General features: G+C 44.6%; 18 protein-coding genes. 15 read left to right on the top strand and 3 right to left on the bottom strand.

From position 1 onward, the window contains the following. Window positions 1-145: 145 nt before the first annotated feature. From yceD to KW548_13640, 15 genes are all read left to right on the top strand, one after another. Window positions 146-670, top strand: coding sequence for a 23S rRNA accumulation protein YceD (yceD, locus tag KW548_13710; GenBank protein ID QXX06151.1), 525 nt, complete (start codon window positions 146-148; stop codon window positions 668-670). Between the two features lie 31 nt (window positions 671-701). After that, window positions 702-872: a 50S ribosomal protein L32 gene (gene rpmF, locus KW548_13705; GenBank protein QXX06150.1), complete on the top strand. Its 171-nt coding sequence runs from the start codon at window positions 702-704 to the stop codon at window positions 870-872. Between the two features lie 9 nt (window positions 873-881). Then, entirely contained in the window at window positions 882-1,907 is a 1,026-nt protein-coding gene (gene plsX, locus KW548_13700; GenBank protein ID QXX06149.1) for a phosphate acyltransferase PlsX, read from the top strand. 5 nt (window positions 1,908-1,912) lie between these two features. Next, entirely contained in the window at window positions 1,913-2,863 is a 951-nt protein-coding gene (locus tag KW548_13695; protein QXX06148.1) for a ketoacyl-ACP synthase III, read from the top strand. Window positions 2,864-2,941: 78 nt separating this feature from the next. Next, window positions 2,942-3,865, top strand: coding sequence for an ACP S-malonyltransferase (gene fabD, locus KW548_13690; protein QXX06147.1), 924 nt, complete (start codon window positions 2,942-2,944; stop codon window positions 3,863-3,865). A gap of 23 nt (window positions 3,866-3,888) precedes the next feature. Then, a complete protein-coding gene (gene fabG / locus KW548_13685) occupies window positions 3,889-4,623 on the top strand; it encodes a 3-oxoacyl-ACP reductase FabG (protein QXX08075.1) in 735 nt (244 codons plus the stop codon). A 235-nt stretch (window positions 4,624-4,858) separates the two neighbouring features. Next, complete coding sequence (acpP, locus tag KW548_13680) at window positions 4,859-5,092, top strand: acyl carrier protein (protein QXX06146.1); 234 nt, start codon at window positions 4,859-4,861, stop codon at window positions 5,090-5,092. 85 nt (window positions 5,093-5,177) lie between these two features. Further along, the gene (gene fabF / locus KW548_13675; protein ID QXX06145.1) at window positions 5,178-6,422 is read left to right on the top strand and encodes a beta-ketoacyl-ACP synthase II; all 1,245 of its coding nucleotides are present in this window, start codon (window positions 5,178-5,180) and stop codon (window positions 6,420-6,422) included. A 77-nt stretch (window positions 6,423-6,499) separates the two neighbouring features. Beyond that, window positions 6,500-7,303 (top strand): aminodeoxychorismate lyase, encoded by an 804-nt coding sequence (pabC, locus tag KW548_13670; GenBank protein QXX06144.1) that lies wholly within the window; start codon window positions 6,500-6,502, stop codon window positions 7,301-7,303. Next, the gene (gene mltG, locus KW548_13665; protein ID QXX06143.1) at window positions 7,300-8,316 is read left to right on the top strand and encodes an endolytic transglycosylase MltG; all 1,017 of its coding nucleotides are present in this window, start codon (window positions 7,300-7,302) and stop codon (window positions 8,314-8,316) included. The genes pabC and mltG overlap by 4 nt, the downstream gene beginning before the upstream one ends. Beyond that, a complete protein-coding gene (gene tmk / locus KW548_13660; GenBank protein ID QXX06142.1) occupies window positions 8,313-8,942 on the top strand; it encodes a dTMP kinase in 630 nt (209 codons plus the stop codon). The genes mltG and tmk overlap by 4 nt, the downstream gene beginning before the upstream one ends. A 2-nt stretch (window positions 8,943-8,944) precedes the next feature. Then, window positions 8,945-9,907, top strand: coding sequence for a DNA polymerase III subunit delta' (gene holB / locus KW548_13655; protein ID QXX06141.1), 963 nt, complete (start codon window positions 8,945-8,947; stop codon window positions 9,905-9,907). Further along, the gene (locus KW548_13650) at window positions 9,898-10,659 is read left to right on the top strand and encodes a YchF/TatD family DNA exonuclease (protein QXX06140.1); all 762 of its coding nucleotides are present in this window, start codon (window positions 9,898-9,900) and stop codon (window positions 10,657-10,659) included. Before holB ends, KW548_13650 begins: the two co-directional genes overlap by 10 nt. A 449-nt stretch (window positions 10,660-11,108) precedes the next feature. After that, complete coding sequence (ptsG, locus tag KW548_13645) at window positions 11,109-12,605, top strand: PTS glucose transporter subunit IIBC (GenBank protein ID QXX06139.1); 1,497 nt, start codon at window positions 11,109-11,111, stop codon at window positions 12,603-12,605. Between the two features lie 226 nt (window positions 12,606-12,831). Then, window positions 12,832-13,257 carry a hypothetical protein gene (locus KW548_13640; GenBank protein QXX06138.1) on the top strand — a complete coding sequence of 142 codons (426 nt, stop codon included), beginning with the start codon at window positions 12,832-12,834 and terminating at the stop codon, window positions 13,255-13,257. Between the two features lie 62 nt (window positions 13,258-13,319). Here KW548_13640 and KW548_13635 read toward each other — a convergent pair whose 3' ends face one another. The 3 genes from KW548_13635 to KW548_13625 all read right to left on the bottom strand — a co-directional run bounded on the left by KW548_13635 (window position 13,320) and on the right by KW548_13625 (window position 15,984). Next, the gene (locus KW548_13635) at window positions 13,320-13,421 is read right to left on the bottom strand and encodes a MetS family NSS transporter small subunit (protein QXX06137.1); all 102 of its coding nucleotides are present in this window, start codon (window positions 13,419-13,421) and stop codon (window positions 13,320-13,322) included. Between the two features lie 2 nt (window positions 13,422-13,423). Continuing rightward, on the bottom strand, window positions 13,424-14,884 hold the full coding sequence (locus KW548_13630; protein ID QXX06136.1) for a sodium-dependent transporter: 1,461 nt from the start codon (window positions 14,882-14,884) through the stop codon (window positions 13,424-13,426). A gap of 512 nt (window positions 14,885-15,396) precedes the next feature. Next, the gene (locus KW548_13625) at window positions 15,397-15,984 is read right to left on the bottom strand and encodes a porin family protein (protein ID QXX08074.1); all 588 of its coding nucleotides are present in this window, start codon (window positions 15,982-15,984) and stop codon (window positions 15,397-15,399) included. Between the last annotated feature and the right edge of the window lie 86 nt (window positions 15,985-16,070).

The following is a 16,070-nucleotide window of genomic DNA, read 5'->3' as shown; positions in this document are numbered from 1 at the left end:
CTATTACAATCTTTCAGGGAGTTAGCACCAGCTTAATAGATATTGCGATGCGAGTCCTAGCTCTTCTGATGATAAGGAAAAAAACTACAACTTTTTGTCCTTTTTCTTTGACTAAAAACGAATTGGAAGATAGAATTCGCGCCCTATGCAAAAGGTAAAAATACCGCGAACGGTTGATCCGGCACGCGCTGCTCAGAAGCGACTTGATTATGATGGTATCATTCAGGTTAGCCTTTTTAAGCGTTTGTTCGAATCAGTTGAAGGCGTTAAACGCGACGCTCAAGTGTCACTGTCATTTGAGTTAGATGAACAGCGACTCGTTGTTATCTCTGGTAAAGCTAACATCGAAGTTGATTTAGAGTGTCAACGCTGTAATGAGGTTTTCGCACATGAGTGCGATGTCCAATTCACTTATACACCTTACAAAGGTGAGAAGACTGAAGAGGAAGCACCGGAAGAGTACGATTTGGTAGATCTAAACGAGTACGGTGAAATCGACCTAATAGAGTTAGTTGAAGACGAGTTCATTCTAAACTTGCCTCAAATCGCAAAGCACGAAGAAGCGGATTGTAGCGTTAAATCAGACAATTTGGTATTTGGTGAAATTCCAGAAGAAATTGTGGAAGATAAGCCGAATCCATTCGATGTTTTAAAAAACTTAAAGAAGTAATTCTTTAAGAATTAACATAGGAGTAGGGTCAATGGCCGTACAAAAGAGCAAGAAATCACGTTCAAAGCGTGGCATGCGTCGTTCACACGATGCCCTATCTACAGCTGCACTATCTGTAGACGCAACTTCAGGTGAAACTCACCTGCGCCACAACGTAACTGCTGAAGGTTACTACCGTGGTAAAAAGGTTATCAACAAGTAAGGTTGACCTTTGCCTAATATAACCGTTGCACTTGATGCAATGGGCGGGGATTTCGGTCCTCGCGTCACAGTGCCTGCCGCCGTGCAGGCACTGTCGCATTTCCCAGAGCTGAAAGTGATCCTCACAGGTGATCAGACCGCGATCACAACTCAATTATCGTCTCTTGGTTATCAATCTGATGCTCGCTTGAGTATTCAACATAGTGACCGAGTTATCTCAGATTCAGAAAAACCTTCTCTCGCACTTCGAAACAGTAGTGGCACCTCGATGGGAATGGCTATTGATGCGGTTGCGCAAGACAGTGCTGATGCATGTGTCAGTGGCGGAAACACGGGGGCACTCATGGCTTTATCACGTTTTCGACTGAAGTTGTTACCAGGAGTTGAACGCCCAGCATTAATCTCTGCTTTACCCACCGCTTCCGGTGGCAGAACTTGGATGCTTGATCTTGGAGCAAACGTTTCTAGTGACGCTGATTCATTGTTCCAGTTCGCTGTGATGGGAAGTGCATTGACCGAGCAATACTTGGATAGGCCGCCGCGGGTGGCGATTCTCAATATCGGTGCCGAGGAAATTAAGGGTAACGATTTGGTTAAACGTTGTGCTGAAATGTTGTCTCAGACGCAGTCCGTGAATTTTGTCGGCTATATTGAAGGTAATCAGTTACTCCACGATGCGGCGGATGTGGTGGTATGTGACGGCTTTGTTGGTAATGTTTGCCTCAAAGCATGTGAGGGTACCGCCCAGCTATTTATTGAAAAGTTGAAAGCGAGCATGATGGCTTCATCTGTAAAAGGCTGGATTGCAAGAAAATTGTTTTCTGGTCTATTTAATGAGCTGAAAACATTGAACCCCGACCAGTATAACGGCGCAAGTTTGCTAGGATTGCGCGGCATTGTCATAAAAAGCCACGGAAGTGCTGACGTAGACGCTGTCATCAACGCCATTGGAGAAGCGTTACACGAGGTCAAACGACAAGTACCAAGCCGTATTAGCGATCGTTTGGAAGCGGTTTTACTCGAGAGGCATTATTAGTCTTCATGTATAGCAAAATTTTAGGTACTGGCAGCTACCTGCCATCTCAGGTGCGTTCAAACGCAGACTTGGAGAAAATGGTAGATACAAGCGATGAGTGGATTGTTACTCGTACTGGTATTAAAGAACGTCGTATTGCAGCTGAGAATGAAACGGTTGCAGATATGGGGTATATCGCGGCAGAAAACGCCATTGAAATGGCGGGCATCGATAAGAATGATATTGACCTGATCATCGTTGCGACCACCAGCAGTAGCCACACTTTTCCCTCTTCTGCTTGTCAAGTGCAAGCTAAATTAGATATTAAAGGGTGTCCTGCATTTGATATTGCCGCCGCATGTTCAGGTTTTGTCTATGCGCTTTCAGTGGCAGACCAGCATATTAAAACAGGCATGTGTAAAAATGTGCTCGTGATCGGTTCAGACACTTTGTCCAAAACCTGCGATCCAACCGATCGCTCAACCATCATTTTGTTTGGTGATGGTGCGGGTGCTGTTGTGGTTGGCGCAAGTGAAGAGCCTGGGATTCTTTCAACGCATATCTACTCGGACGGCCGTTTTGGTGAGTTGCTAAGCCTTGAGGTTCCCGAACGTGGAAAAGATGCTGACAAGTGGTTACACATGGCAGGCAATGAAGTGTTTAAAGTCGCTGTGACGCAGTTATCAAAACTCGTTAAAGATACGCTGGCTGCCAACGATATGCATAAGTCTGAACTAGACTGGCTAGTGCCTCACCAAGCGAACTATCGCATTATTTCTGCAACAGCAAAGAAACTATCTATGTCGCTTGATCAAGTGGTCATCACATTGGACAGGCATGGCAATACGTCTGCAGCTACTGTACCAACGGCACTTGATGAGGCTGTTCGTGACGGGCGAATTAAACGCGGGCAGACGCTTCTATTAGAAGCATTTGGTGGCGGCTTTACCTGGGGCTCAGCGCTGGTTAAGTTCTAATCCCAACCAAATTTAAAAGATTAAGATGCCTTTATTAGGCATCTTAATCTTTGTTACTTTGTTTTAAAGGAAAAGAAAATGAGCAATTTTGCTATCGTATTTCCAGGTCAGGGCTCACAAGCAGTCGGTATGCTTGCTGAACTTGGCGAACAGTATGAAGTAGTAAAAAACACTTTTTCGGAAGCATCTGAGGCGTTAGGTTACGACCTATGGGCGTTGGTTCAAAATGGCCCAGCTGAAGATCTCAACCAAACTTTTCGTACTCAACCAGCACTGTTAGCATCCTCGGTTGCTATCTGGCGTGTTTGGCAAGAGCTTGGCCTAGAGCAGCCAGCGAACCTAGCGGGCCATAGCCTAGGTGAATATTCGGCATTAGTATGTGCTGGTGTGATTGACTTTAAAGAAGCAATCAAGCTGGTTGAGCTGCGTGGTCAACTCATGCAAGAAGCAGTGCCAGCAGGCACTGGGGCTATGTTCGCGATCATCGGTCTAGATGATGAGTCTATTGCTAAAGCGTGTGAAGAAGCGGCTCAAGGTGAAGTGGTATCACCAGTAAATTACAACTCACCCGGTCAGGTTGTGATTGCAGGTAGTAAAGACGCAGTCGAACGCGCAGGTGCTTTGTGTAAAGAAGCGGGGGCGAAGCGAGCTCTGCCACTGCCAGTGTCAGTGCCTTCTCACTGTGCTTTGATGAAGCCAGCAGCCGATAAACTGGCTGTCGCTCTAGAAGAGATTGAATTCAATACTCCTCTATTGCCAGTTATCAATAACGTTGATGTTGTTGCTGAAAATGACCCAGCGAAAATTAAAAATGCACTGGTGCGCCAGCTATACAGCCCAGTTCGCTGGACTGAAAGTGTACAGCTAATGAGCGAGCAAGGTGTAGAAAGACTTCTTGAATTAGGCCCGGGTAAAGTTCTAACGGGTCTGACAAAACGTATTGTGAAGACACTCAGTGGCGCTGCAGTAAACGATGCTGCATCTTTAGAAGCCGCTAAGTAAACTTTTAAGGAATAACAATCATGATGAACCTAGAAGGCAAGATTGCACTGGTTACTGGCGCAAGTCGAGGTATTGGTCGTGCTATCGCTGAAATTCTTGTTGAACGTGGCGCGACGGTTATCGGTACTGCGACTTCAGAAAATGGTGCTGCTGCAATCAGTGAATACCTTGGTGAAAATGGTAAAGGCCTGGCGCTAAACGTGACAGATATCGAATCCATTGAAGCAACTCTGAAAAATATTAATGATGAGTTTGGCGCAATCGATATTCTGGTGAACAATGCAGGTATTACGCGTGATAACTTACTTATGCGTATGAAAGATGATGAGTGGAATGACATCATCAATACTAACCTGACACCGATCTACCGAATGTCAAAAGCGGTACTTCGTGGCATGATGAAGAAACGTGCGGGCCGTATCATCAATGTTGGTTCAGTTGTTGGTACAATGGGCAATGCAGGTCAAACTAACTATGCAGCAGCGAAAGCTGGCGTGATTGGTTTCACTAAATCCATGGCGCGTGAAGTAGCTTCTCGTGGCGTAACCGTTAATACTGTTGCACCGGGATTTATCGAAACTGATATGACTAAGGCGCTAAATGACGAGCAACGTGCGGCAACTCTTGCAAACGTGCCGGCAGGTCGTCTAGGTGACCCTCGCGAAATTGCATCAGCGGTAGCGTTCCTAGCTTCTCCGGAAGCTGCGTACATTACTGGTGAAACTTTGCATGTTAATGGTGGCATGTACATGGTTTAATGCCTATGTTTGAACAAAATGGGCTATTCGTTGTCATAAAAATGGCCTACAGTTTGTGATAACTGGCATTAAAATGCGCAACATTTGTGCATGATATAAGTCAAAAATGTATTGAATTTCGGTTAAAATCGCGAAAATTGTGGTTTGACCAGCAAGGACCCCCTTGCAACTTTCAATAGTTCGAATAAACTACGGAATCATCGCATTGAGCGAAATCTGTAAAGGAAAAGAAAAAATGAGCAACATCGAAGAACGCGTAAAGAAAATCATTGTTGAACAGCTAGGTGTAGACGAAGCAGAAGTTAAAAACGAAGCTTCTTTCGTTGATGATCTAGGTGCTGATTCTCTAGACACTGTTGAACTAGTAATGGCTCTAGAAGAAGAATTTGACACTGAGATTCCAGACGAAGAAGCTGAGAAAATCACTACTGTTCAAGCTGCTATCGACTACGTGAACAGCGCTCAGTAATATCTCTCTCAGGCGGCCTTCCGGTCGCCTGTGTTCTTTATTCCTTCTTTACCTCTCATACATTTCAATCCCGGAGAATAAAATCGTGTCCAAGCGTCGTGTTGTTGTCACTGGCATGGGTATGTTGTCACCGGTCGGCAACACCGTTGAATCATCCTGGAAAGCCCTGCTAGCCGGTCAAAGTGGTATCGTTAATATTGAGCACTTTGATGCTGAAAACTTTTCCACTCGCTTTGCAGGCTTAGTAAAAGATTTTGACTGTACAGAGTACATGTCCAAGAAAGATGCTCGTAAGATGGATTTATTCATCCAGTACGGCATCGCAGCCGGTATGCAGGCTCTAGACGACTCTGGCTTGCAAATTAATGAAGACAACGCAGCACGCGTCGGTGTTGCGATTGGTTCAGGCATTGGTGGCCTTGATCTTATCGAAGCTGGCCATACGGCACTTGTTGAAAAAGGTCCTCGCAAAGTTAGCCCATTTTTCGTGCCCTCAACCATTGTAAACATGGTTGCTGGTAACTTATCTATTATGCGTGGTCTTCGTGGCCCTAACATCGCTATCTCCACGGCGTGTACCACGGGTTTGCACAACATTGGTCATGCCGCTCGCATGATCGCTTACGGTGATGCCGAAGCTATGGTTGCTGGTGGTGCTGAAAAAGCATCGACGCCGCTGGGTATGGCAGGTTTCGGTGCGGCGAAAGCGTTGTCGACTCGCAACGACGAGCCTCAAAAAGCCTCTCGACCATGGGACAAAGATCGTGATGGCTTTGTTCTAGGTGATGGCGCGGGCATCATTGTATTGGAAGAGTATGAGCATGCAAAAGCTCGTGGTGCCAAGATTTACGCAGAGCTGGTTGGCTTTGGTATGTCTGGAGATGCATATCACATGACGTCTCCGAGCGAAGACGGGTCAGGTGGTGCTTTAGCAATGGAAGCTGCCATGCGTGACGCGGGTATCACGGGGACACAAGTCGGCTACGTAAACGCACATGGCACGTCTACTCCTGCTGGCGATGTGGCTGAAGTGAAAGGTATCCGTCGTGCGCTAGGTGAAGAAGGCACTAAGCAAGTGAAAGTTTCTTCAACTAAGTCGATGACGGGACACCTACTTGGTGCGGCAGGCTCTGTTGAGGCGATCGTGACTATCATGTCACTGGTTGATCAAATGGTTCCACCAACGATTAATCTAGACAATCGTGACGAAGGTCTTGAAGATATTGATCTAGTACCGCATACGGCACAACCTATCGATTCAGAGTACGCCATTTGTAACTCGTTTGGTTTTGGTGGTACTAACGGTTCTTTGGTTTTCAAAAAGATATAAAGAGTCACAACCCAATTTGTGATAAAACGGCTTAATGCTTTGGCATTAAGCCGTTTTCTTTTATGTGGATATCAATTATGTACTTGGTAAATGGACACACCACAGACTCAATCTCCCTTACTGATCGCTCATTTCAATATGGGGACGGTTGTTTCACCACCATGTTGGTTGTCAAAGGTCGCATTCAACATTGGGATAAACATCAAGACCGGATGCAATCTTGCCTCGACTTACTAGGTATCGCCTCTCCGAACTGGAGAGAGGTTCAAGATTGGTTAGAAAAAATGTGTCTAGAGTCTGCTCGCTCAGGGTTGAAGTTACACATCAGCCGAGGAGAAGGAGGGCGTGGATATAGCCCTACTCAAGTGACCTTACCAAATGTTACTATTGGCGCCTTTAATTATCCGGTTCACTATGAACAATGGTTGATGGATGGAATTGGTTTAGGTTTATGTAGCAAGAGACTAGGGGTAAACCCTTTGTTGGCGGGCCATAAGCACAATAATCGACTTGAGCAAGTATTGCTCAAAGCTGAAATGGATCAACAAGGTTTCCTTGATGGAATCGCACTGGATGTGAATGGCTATGTAATTGAGACAACAATGGCGAATTTGTATTGGGTCAAACAAGGAGTCATCTACACCCCCGATTTGACGAACGCGGGGGTTGCAGGTGTTATGCGTCGCGTTGTTGCTGAACGCTTATCAAGTTGTGGACTTACTTTATCGATTGGTCATTACAGGCTTGAAGAGCTAAACGGAGCAGAAGAAGTTTTTATCTCAAACTCGATTCTTGGTGTCGCCCCAGTAAAAAGCATTGGCACACAGACCTTTTCAATAGGAACAATAACAAAAAAAATTCAGGAGATGGTTAACCCGTGATTAAGAGAATCACCTTATGTCTGGCACTTGTATTACTGATTGCTGGTGCAGGATTTATTTATGTTACTAAACAAGTCGATGAGTATGTGACTCAGCCATTAAAGCTGCAAGAAGAACAGATTTATACGATTGAGACGGGTATGAGTTTCAACCGTTTACTGGCTGATTTAACGGATGATGAACTGATTGCTGCTGCTGGTGTGTCAAAGCTAGTACGACGATTTCACCCAGAACTCACACAAGTGAAAGCAGGGACATACTTGCTTACTCCAGGTATTAACCTCAAACAAGCGCTAGAGCTGTTCAAAACCGGCAAAGAGCACCAATTCGCTATTACCTTTGTTGAAGGTTCAACATTCGCGGAATGGCGATTAGCATTAGAACAAGCCCCTTATCTAGAGCACAAAACATCTGGGCTCAGCGAAGCAGAGATTGCGCAACAACTTGGCCTTGAAGAATCAAAACTTGAAGGCTTATTGCTTGCTGAAACTTATCATTACACGCTCGGTACTTCTGATCTTGATATCATCAAGCGAGCTGCAAAAAAGTTGCAGCAAATTCTTGATAAGCACTGGCGGCAAAGGCAAGAAAATTTGCCGTTAAAGACCCCATACGATGCATTAATCCTGGCTTCTATCATTGAAAAAGAGACGGCAGTAAGTGCTGAGCGTGAACGTGTTGCGGGAGTGTTTGTAAACCGTCTTAACAAGCGTATGCGTCTTCAGACCGACCCAACAGTGATCTACGGTATGGGCGAAAAATACGATGGTAACATACGCAAGAAAGATTTACGCACACCCACACCTTACAATACCTATGTGATTTTTGGCTTACCGCCAACACCGATTGCGATGCCGGGTGAGGCCTCCATTGCTGCAGCTACCAATCCTGAAAACAGCAATTACTTGTACTTTGTGGCCAGTGGAGATGGCGGGCATGTTTTTTCCAAGACGCTGAGCGAACACAATCGCGCGGTACGCGCATATCTAAGACAGTTAAGAAGTAATAAATGAAACAAGCTAAATTCATTGTAATTGAAGGCCTAGAAGGCGCAGGTAAAAGTACCGCGATCAATGCGGTGCTTGAGACTCTTAAACAGGCTGGTATTGAGCAGATAAAGAATACTCGTGAGCCGGGCGGAACGGTCTTAGCCGAGCAACTCAGAACTTTGGTCAAACAAGACCATGCAGGGGAAGAGTTGCAAGATATGACCGAATTGCTCCTTATGTATGCCGCGAGGGTACAGTTGGTTGAAAATGTCATTAAGCCAGCATTAGATAGTGGTACTTGGGTAGTAGGAGATCGACATGATATGTCTTCTCAGGCTTATCAAGGAGGCGGACGTCAAATATCGAAACACACTATGGCGGCGCTTAAGCAGACAACATTGGGTGACTTTAAACCAGATTTGACCATTTACCTTGACCTTGACCCACGCGTCGGCCTTGAGCGAGCGAGAGGCCGAGGCGAGTTGGATCGAATTGAGAAGATGGATATGAGCTTTTTTGACCGCACCAGAGCGCGTTACTTGGAACTGGCTCAATGTGATTCGAGTGTTGTAGTGATCAATGCTGAGCAGACGATCGAATTAGTCGCGCAAGATATCAAGCAAGCGCTGCGTAGTTGGTTGGCACAATAACCATGAATTCTATCTATCCTTGGTTAACCGACACTTGGCGCGAATGGCAGGCTAGTCTGGAATCAGATAGGTTTTCCAATGCAGCACTATTGATAGCGGAAAAAGGACTGGGTGCTGAGCAACTCGTGGAGCGGTTTAGTGGAGCTGCAATGTGTAGCAACTATGCCAGTGAAGCTTGCGGTTTTTGCCATAGTTGCCAGCTAATGCAGGCACGCAATCACCCGGATTTCCATATTGTTAAACCCGAGAAAGAAGGCAAAACTATTACGGTAGAACAGGTGCGCGAGTGTAATCGCTTAGCGCAAGAGTCTTCACAGTTGTCAGGAGTGAGGTTGTTCATCATCGAGCCCGCAGAAGCGATGAACGAATCTGCTGCAAATGCTTTATTAAAAACACTAGAAGAGCCATCTAACAGTTGTATGTTTCTTCTGGTTAGTTACAAAGCGCATCGGTTGCTTCCAACGATTACCAGCCGTTGCCAGCAATGGCACGTGGTGAATCCGAGTTCAGAGTTGCTTGCTCAATGGTTAAATGAACAAGTCACTTTGGCAATCCCTGCTTTTGCGGCACATGTCAATGGCAATGCTCCACTCAAAACTCAAGCGTTTGTTGAACAGGGGAAAATTGAAAAATATCATCAGATTGAAAAGCATTTCCTTGAAGTCACTCAATTGACGGGCGATAGCGTCAAGCTAGCCAAAGAGCTGGCGACATCACCATCTGAGTACCTACAATGGATATGGGTTTTGCTGACAGATGCTCAAAAGAGTCATTTTGGTGTTCAGATGCCTTATTTTACACCAGGCTCAAAGGTTCTGGCGGCCAAACTCAGTTATCAATTGCTCTATACTCAAACAACAAACCTGAGTCAGTTGCTTGGACAACTACGAGAGCACACCGGGTTGAATAGCGAACTGCTCATCTTAGATTGGTTATTTAAATTTAATGAGGAATCATGTTTGTAGACTCACATTGTCATTTAGACAAACTGGATTATCAGGATCTGCATTCTGGTATTGAAGACGTAGTTGAAAAGGCTAAGGCGGCCAAAGTCTCAGAGCTACTTTCTGTTGGGGTTACACTAGATTCGTTTCCTGCGATGCTGGAAATGATTGAGCCTTTTGGCAACGTTTACGCTTCTTGTGGTGTTCACCCTCTAGATGTAGAGAGTGAGTTTGCCTTAGACCGATTACACGAATATGCCTCGCACCCCAGAGTTGTTGCAATAGGCGAAACTGGGCTGGATTACCACTATCAACCTGAGACTGCTGAGTTACAAAAGCTAAGATTCCAGCAGCACGTTGAATTAGCCGTTAAGCTGAATAAACCTTTGATCATCCACACACGGAATGCCCGACAAGATACGTTGGATATTTTACGTCGAGGCCAGGCTGATAAATGTGGCGGCGTGATTCACTGTTTCACCGAAGATCTTGCTTTCGCTGAAGCGGCGATGGATCTTGGTTTTTATATCTCCATTTCAGGGATCGTTACTTTCAGGCAGGCAACTGAACTAAAAGAAGTGGTTAAAACACTACCGCTTGAGAGATTATTAATTGAAACTGATTCACCGTACCTTGCACCTGTGCCACACCGAGGGAAACAGAACCAGCCTGCTTATGTGGTTGAAGTAGCTTCCTATATTGCCCAGTTAAAAAACACATCACTGAGCGAAGTTGGCTTAAAAACCAGTCAAAACTTCCGAAATCTTTTTTGAGATAAAAAAAGAGTTTTGAGTAAAAAAGGAGCGCAAGCTCCTTTTTTTGTGTCTAAAATCACTTTTAGTACTATAAATTGTCTTGTTTACTAATTTTGTTGAAGATGAGAAGCTGAAAGTATCACAATGTAATTTTGTTACATGAAATAACAATTGGGTTTATTTTATTTACTCGTCAAAATTAATAGGCATTAATATTAATTTAATAAATATCAATCAGATACACTGAAATAATGGGTTCTATTCGCCTATTTTGGATTGTGATCTATCTATTAGTTTGAAACTTATTTCCGTAACCTGCTAGAAAGTTTGTTCACCATCAATATATATTTAGAGCCGGAAAATATACTGCAAGATGTGGTTACATTTTCGCGGGGTGCTAACATTTAAGGCTACGGGGGTGTGCCGTTAGAACCCGATAATTCTTATAACTTTTCAGGAGCATAAACATGTTTAAGAACCTTTTTGCTAGCCTGCAAAAAGTGGGTAAAGCTCTGATGCTACCAGTATCGGTTTTACCTGTTGCAGGTATTCTACTTGGGGTTGGTGCTGCCGACTTGAGCTTCATTCCGGAAATTGTTTCCAACTTAATGGAGCAAGCGGGTGGTTCAGTATTTGGTCAAATGGCACTACTTTTCGCAGTGGGTGTTGCACTTGGCTTTACTAATAACGATGGTGTGGCAGGTCTAGCTGCAATCGTTGGCTACGGCATTATGGCTGCAACGCTAGGCGTTATGGCTAACCTATCAGTGGAGTCTGCACAAGCTGCGGCAAAAGCGGCTGGTGAAGTACTAGACGAAACTGCTATTGACTTGATCAAGAAGCAATATGAGACCGGCGTTTTGGGTGGTATCCTTGTTGGGGGTATTGCAGCATGGTCTTTCAATCGTTTTTTCAAGATTCAACTACCAGAATATTTAGGCTTCTTTGCGGGTAAACGTGCGGTGCCAATTATTACTGGTTTCCTAGCGATCGCACTTGCACTGGTACTATCTGTAGTTTGGCCACCAGTTGCAGCGGTAATGCAAGCATTTTCACATTGGGCTGCAACTCAAAACCCAGAGCTAGCATTTGGTATCTACGGTATCGTCGAGCGTTCTCTGATCCCATTCGGTCTGCACCACGTTTGGAACGTACCATTTTTCTTCGAAGCGGGCACTTGTGTTAATGCTGCTGGCGAGACACAAAACGGCGTTCTAACTTGTTACCTAGTGGCTGACGAAGCTTCTCGTGCGGTTGGTAATGGATTCGGTCAGCTAGCAGGCGGTTACATGTTCAAGATGTTCGGCTTACCAGCTGCTGCTATTGCTATCGCACACTCTGCCAAGCCAGAGAACCGTGCGAAGGTAATGGGTATCATGGCGTCTGCTGCATTGACTTCATTCCTAACTGGTATCACAGAGCCAATCGAATTCTCATTCCTATTTGTTGCTCCTTTACTGTACGGTATCCACGCTCTACTAGCTGGTTCTGCATACGTTGTTGCAAACACTCTAGGTTTCGTACACGGTACTTCGTTCTCACACGGTCTAATCGATTTCATCGTACTATCTGGCAACGCACAGAAAATCGGTTTGATGGTGGGTGTTGGTTTGGTTTATGCGGTTATCTACTACGTAGTATTCCGCACAGTTATCAAAGCGATGGACCTTAAAACGCCTGGTCGTGAAGATGAATCTGAAGAAACAGTCGCGACATCTGGTTCAGACATGGCAGGTGAGCTTGTTGCCGCATTCGGTGGCAAAGCAAACATCACTGGCCTAGATGCATGTATCACTCGTCTACGTGTTGCAGTAGCGGATACAGAGGCGGTTGATCAAGACAAACTGAAACAACTAGGCGCGGCTGGCGTAGTGGTTGTAGCAGGTGGTGTTCAGGCTATCTTCGGTACTAAGTCTGACAACCTAAAAACTGAAATGGATGAGTGGATCCGTAACCACGGCTAATACCCACTTACTCATTTAATTGATAAAGAGGAGGCCATTAGGCCTCCTTTTGTTTTGTTAGAGCTGAAATCAAGAGCGGTTGGCGAATACGTTTGGTTAAATGTTATTGCATAGTGGAAGCGATAAAATACTCTGGTTTCTAACGACCTCCTTACCTTTCTATGACATCTTTTCATCGCACAACTGGAAAATTGCACGCTGTTTTATTTAAATCTAGATCAGAGTGATGAAGAAAAGTACATTAGTCAAAAGCCTATTAGGTGTTGCGGCCGTCGCGTGGAGCGCAAGCGTCATTGCTGAAAGTTTAGAGCCTATGGAACTCTCCGTTGGGATGGCGGTAGACCAAGATCTAAGTGCAGTCTTTGAATTGAATCATCAGTACCGGTTTACAGTAGGTAATGACGGAGCTGCATTTGACTACATACTCGCTCGTGGAGAATTTGGTCAGGACGTACCTTTTACTTGGTATGTTGGTGCGGGGGCATGGAGCGAATGGGATCATAAAGAGTTTGGGGCGCGTGTCCCCCTTGGTCTGAACTGGAACTTCAGTCAAGACTGGAATATGTATGGTCAGATTCAACCAGAGTTGGATGTGTATAGTGGCCCAGAACTACAGATTGGCGGAGCGCTCGGCGTTAAATACACATTCTAGCTCTGACCAATAAAAAATGCCGACACTCAGTGTCGGCATTTTTACTCAAGCCACAACAGTAATCACTGCTGCTGTTTATTCATTGCTCGTTTGATACATATAGCAGCGCCGCCCCAAGTAATTCCAAGGCCCAGTATCATCATAATAATCGCACCTGTTGTCATGATCAGGCCTCCTTACGACTTGTTGCGTTAATCAATACACCAATAACAAATAGAGCAGCAATCATTGCCCAACCGAGAGTTAGGTCATAGCCACCGTAGCCTTCAGTGAATAGTGTTTGTAGTTTGGTTGCGAGAATAACGGCCAGCATAATCGGGGTGATGAAGCGCAGACAAACCACGAACCAAGCACCGATAGAAAAGTCAGAGATCTCATTAACGTATTCGCGTACATCACCGACTTTATTCAGTAGCCAAGCCATAAGAATAATCTCGACAAAACCACCCACCATGATGCCGACATTGTTCGCGAAGTGATCGACCAAATCTAGTAGTAGTAGACCGCCATTGGTTGCAAATGCCATAGAAACGACAACACCAACACCAATAACAACGGTTGCTGCTTTCTTACGGCTCCACTTTAGTTTGTCGATAACGGCAGACGTCACGGCTTCCATGATGGAAATGTGTGAGCTTAGACCTGCAACTACTAGTGCGAAGAAGAAAAGTGGGCCTAGGATGTACGGCGCTGGCAGCAAGTTGATTGCAGCTGGCAGTGTAACAAATGCTAAACCAACGCCTGCTGATACGACTTCAGTCAGAGGTTTGCCTTGCTCTTGCGCCATATAGCCAAGGACTGAGAAGATCATGATACCAGCTAGGATTGAGAAGCCACAGTTAATCAAAACCGTCATGAAGGCGTTGTTAGTAATGTCTGATTTTTCAGGCAAGTAGCTTGAATAAGCCAGCATGATAGCGAAACCAATACTCAGAGTGAAGAAGATCTGGCCATACGCGGCTGCCCAAACTTTCACATCCCAGATTTTGCTAAAGTCAGGTTCAAACATATAGTTTACGCCGTCCAAGGCACCAGGAAGGAAAACCATACGACCAATCAGTAGTACAACCATGATAAATAGAATCGGCATCATGATCTTAGATGCGCGCTCAATGCCTGCTTTGACACCACCGACAATAGCCGCGTAAGTGATACCCCATGCAATTAGCATCGCAACGGCAATTTTCCATTGAATGCTTCCCAGGTTAGTTGGCGAGTTATCGCCTAAACCAAGGTATTCACTGAAGAAGAAGGCATTGGTATCGGTGCCCCAGCTTTGGTTAAAAGACATACCAAAGTAGGAAATTGCCCAACCGATAACAGCAACGTAGTAAACAGCAATAACCGCTGCGACACCTACTTGAAACCAGCCTAGCCATTCAAATTTAGAGTGAATTTTTGCTAGCGTACGAGGTGCGCTACCACGATATTTCTGACCCATGCTGAATTCAAGGATCATAAAGGGAATGCCTGCGGTGATCATGGCAAAAAGGTAAGGTATAAAGAAGGCACCACCACCGTTTTCATAGGCCATATAAGGGAAACGCCAAATGTTTCCCAGACCGATAGCCGATCCGACAGCGGCTAGAATAAATCCAGCGCGGGATCCCCATTGTTCTCGCTTCATAAAAGGACTCCTGTAAATCCAGTATCTGAGATTGAAGCTACCATAAAGCGAATTTTTAGACTGAACGGCAGCCTAAAAAGCTTCACAAGTTGGAAAGCAGGTATTTGAAGATATATCGATATGCTTGATAAAATATCGTCAATAGAATGATTTTTTGGTTATTTACACTGCTTTTGCTAATGTTTCTCAGATTTTAATTCTAAAAAGTTGAGTGCGTGTTTGCTTTAGCTAAAATAATCAGCTGCGCATAAAGAAAAGACTAACTACTAATATGAGTTAAAGCAATAGATTGTAGTTGTAAAGGCAGTGTTCTTGATTGGTGATAAAATTGTTTTCATGACAGTTTGACGGCAAGTGTAGTTATTAAAATATCACTATACAGAATAAAAGTTTGGAAAAATGTTGTTTAATTGAAATTTAATCCTTTTTGCATTTAAAGAGTGTATGACTGAAAAACATCCGCCCAATTGATTTATTTTACTAAATTGTTAATAGTGTGATTTTATTGTTTCCTAGAAATGCCAAGTTAACCCTAAGTTAGCCGAGAACTGATTCATCCAATCTGTTTTAAATTTGATGATGCAGCTTCCTGACTGTGATGCGGGTAAAGAACATATTCCACTTGTGTCATTATCAACAACGGTACCAAGCCAACGTAACTGAGTATTTAGCGCAAAATTATCAGTGAGACGGTATGCAAACCCTCCAAAGATACTAGCCGAAAAACCAAATTCGTCTGTGACCCAATCAGCATCTATGTACGAGCCTCCAAGCCCCACACCGAGATAGCTGTGTAGCGACTCCTCGACGGGGTAATAGAGGCTACTCTGAAAGTGAAGGTAATGCATGGTCGAACCAAGACCAAGCGTCTCGACATTAGTGTGTTGATTGGCGTAAAACAAACCTATTCTACCTTTGTCGAAATCCATTTCAGTACTGATAGCAAAGCTTTCAGAACCCTTAAGGTCATAGTTCTGTTGATCTTGATTTTCCACGCTTCCACCTACGGTATAACCAACCCATGGTGTCAGATAAACATCTGCAAGGGCTGGTGGAGCAAAACAGAGCAAAGTACAAACGAAAAGGTGAATCCTGTTCATGTCCATAAAGATTGTCCAATCAGAGCGCTACACCTATTAATTGTGATAGTAACGTCATAATTACGCACAGAAAAAAGGGAATTATT

Origin of the sequence: Vibrio neptunius, from assembly GCA_019339365.1 — a bacterium.
In the GTDB taxonomy this organism is placed as follows: domain Bacteria; phylum Pseudomonadota; class Gammaproteobacteria; order Enterobacterales; family Vibrionaceae; genus Vibrio; species Vibrio neptunius.
The sequence above is the reverse complement of the archived record's forward strand: the minus strand, read 5'-3'. Positions and strand labels throughout refer to the sequence as shown.